This is a genomic window from Paenibacillus baimaensis, from assembly GCF_025567575.1.
This window is the reverse complement of sequence record NZ_JAOQIO010000054.1, coordinates 1-2,798: the sequence shown is the minus strand read 5'-3', so window position 1 is coordinate 2,798 and position 2,798 is coordinate 1. Positions and strand designations below refer to the sequence as shown.

The following is a 2,798-nucleotide window of genomic DNA, read 5'->3' as shown; positions in this document are numbered from 1 at the left end:
CTTCGTAAGCGCAATGGCCTAGTTTTCTCTGTGATACGGTTCTCCGCGCTGTCTGTAACGGCAAGTTTCTGAAGAAAGCCATCCTGTCGGATGGCCAGGCTGTCGAGAAAGTCTCGATAGCCTTCTTTATGTCTGAACTTTTTAAGACGACACCGCGTTAATGTTGTATAATATAGGTAACTAATTATAGAACGGATGGTGTTCTGCTTGCTGCGTTCTAACCTGAAAAAACAACAAGCGTATGAGTTTGTTTCCATAGAAGATTTGGTTCCCCAAGATCATTTGCTTCGCAAAATAGATACCTATATCAATTTTTCCTTTATCGATGAAAAAGTTCGTCCGTTGTACTGTGCGGATAACGGACGTCCTGCCATTGATCCCGTCATCTTATTTAAAATGATTTTTCTCGGTTACTTTTACGGGATCCGTTCCGAACGCCAATTGGAGCGAGAGATCCAGACGAATATGGCCTACCGCTGGTTTTTAGGTTTGGGATTAACCGACAAGGTTCCTGACCATACCACAATAAGCTGGAATCGGCGAACTCGTTTCAAAGATACGAACATCTTTCAGGATATTTTTGATGAGATAGTCCTGCAAGCCATTTCACATCGAATGGTCGGTGGGCGTGTTCTGGTTTCCGACTCTACACACGTCAAGGCCAACGCTAACAAACACCAATATACGAAACAACAAGTGCTGCAGAATACCAAAGATTACGTGGACGAGCTCAATGCCGCCGTAGTGGAAGACCGGAAAGAGAATGGAAAAAAGCACTAAAACCCAGAGAGGATGTGAACGAGGAGAAAGAAATTAAAGTGAGCAAAACGGACCCGGATAGCGGATATATGATTCGGGACGGCAAACCGGAAGGTTTCTTTTATCTGGATCACCGCACCGTAGATACTAAATACAATCTCATTACCGATGTGCATGTGACACCCGGAAATGTCCATGATTCGGTGCCGTATTTGTTGCGTTTGGATCGTCAGCAAGAACGTTTTGGTTTTAAAGTCGAAGCTGTTGCATTGGATTCGGGTTATTTAACCACACCCATTTGCCGAGGACTACAAAGCCGAAAAATTTTTGCAGTCATTGCCCATCGGCGATTTCATCCCAAGCAAGGTTTGTTTCCAAAATGGAAGTTTGCGTTTGATGTAGAGCGAAATCTCTATGTTTGTCCGACAGGCCACGAATTGAACTACCGAACCACAGATCGCAAGGGGTACCGGCAATATGCTTCCGATCCGCAGCATTGCAAGAGCTGCCCACTGTTAAACCAATGTACACATTCCCGAAACCACCGGAAGGTGGTGACCCGGCATGTCTGGGAAGACAGCAAGGAGTGGGTACGGAATAACCGATTGAGCAAATCAGGCAAACAGTTATACCGCAAACGAAAAGAGACGATAGAGCGAAGCTTCGCGGATGCTAAAGAGCTCCATGGGTTTCGCTATTGCCGTTTGCGCGGACTGGCCAACGTCAGGGAACAGGCACTGATGACCGCAGCCGTGCAGAACATGAAGAAAATGGCGATCCACCTGGATCGCCTGGAAAGAAGGGGGTAACGCCCTCGATTTCTCGATTGGATACGTGCAAAACAAAAAGAGAAACCAGGGATTTTAAAAATGACCGGGTTTCTCGACAAGCTGGCCATCCTGTCGGATGGCTTTTCTAATTGCATCTTATCGAACATCTAATAACGTGTCTGCTCAATCCCCACTGATTTCTGTAAGATGGTAATATTTTCCTGAAGAAAAGACTGATTTTTTTCGACACCTCTGTTTTTGCACCAAACAACTGCACTGAAAGCATCGTAAAGATCATAGAATGGTAAGACTGTCTCCAGATTCACCATAGGGCGAATCGTTCGATACCCATCAATGTACGGTAGCTTTGTTCTCGGGTTTACTCCCCAAATATATCGATTGATTTTTGTAAAGTCTATTTCAGAGGATCCACCACGGGCACTCTCGAAATCAATAATGCCAGTAACCTTGTTATCATTTACCAATATATTACCAGGTCTAAAATCCATATGAACAATGCATGGTCCATCAGGTTCTGGTAAAGCTGAAAATACGCCATCAAAGTGAAGAATACATCTTTCATACAGCTCTGGATCGAGAATCTCTTTGCAAGGCTCTTTCCACTTTTCAAAATTACCTTTGATATGTAGTCTCCAATTATTTTGGTCAAGAATCTTAAATCCATCAGTCACATGGTAACCGTAACCTGGAGTTTTAACCTCATGAAGCATCGCATGAAGCACGCCAATTTGAAAAGATAGTTTCTCAGCAATATCTTCTGTACAAGGTATGCCTTGAATCGCCGAAAGAAGCAATGCTCCAGTAGTAATTTCATCCCCATCCCAAAAATCCAATACTTTAGGAACAGGTATTACGTCCTTCAATGTCTCAAGCATCTGAAATTCACGATATAGTTTATCCTTGTTAAATGGAATTTTTACATACACTTTTTCTCCGTTAGCGAGAGTAAGTTTGTATACATCAGAACTAAATGACTCTGGAACATCTTCTACATTCAAGACGTTCAGCTTTAACTTTTCAATAACGTTTAGAATGGAACTCATAAAGTACCTCCTCGTTTTGGATTACAAAACGATAATCCCGATTAAATACCTTTGTCTTTTTTGGGATCTATTGGCATTACCTGGAATCTCGAATTAATCCCAATCTCTTACATATATCATACTCTTGATCCAGAACCAAGACCCCCTTTTTAGAGGGGTCATTTTCTTTTTCAGGAGGGATTTCGAATGCGAATCATCAAGACAA

2 protein-coding genes are annotated in these 2,798 nt (G+C 42.7%); one reads left to right on the top strand and one right to left on the bottom strand.

The window, feature by feature from the left end; translation table 11 throughout:
• The first annotated feature begins 195 nt into the window (after positions 1 to 195).
• Positions 196 to 1,568, top strand: a protein-coding gene (locus OB236_RS15365) for an IS1182 family transposase (RefSeq protein WP_262684781.1) whose coding sequence is annotated in 2 segments (ribosomal slippage) — positions 196 to 775 and positions 775 to 1,568 — 1,374 coding nt in all. Because the reading frame shifts where the segments join, the coding sequence is not laid out codon by codon here.
• 128 nt (positions 1,569 to 1,696) lie between these two features.
• On the opposite strand, the gene OB236_RS15360 is transcribed toward OB236_RS15365, so the two are convergent.
• Positions 1,697 to 2,593: a phosphotransferase family protein gene (locus OB236_RS15360; RefSeq protein ID WP_262684780.1), complete on the bottom strand. Its 897-nt coding sequence runs from the start codon at positions 2,591 to 2,593 to the stop codon at positions 1,697 to 1,699.
• Between the last annotated feature and the right edge of the window lie 205 nt (positions 2,594 to 2,798).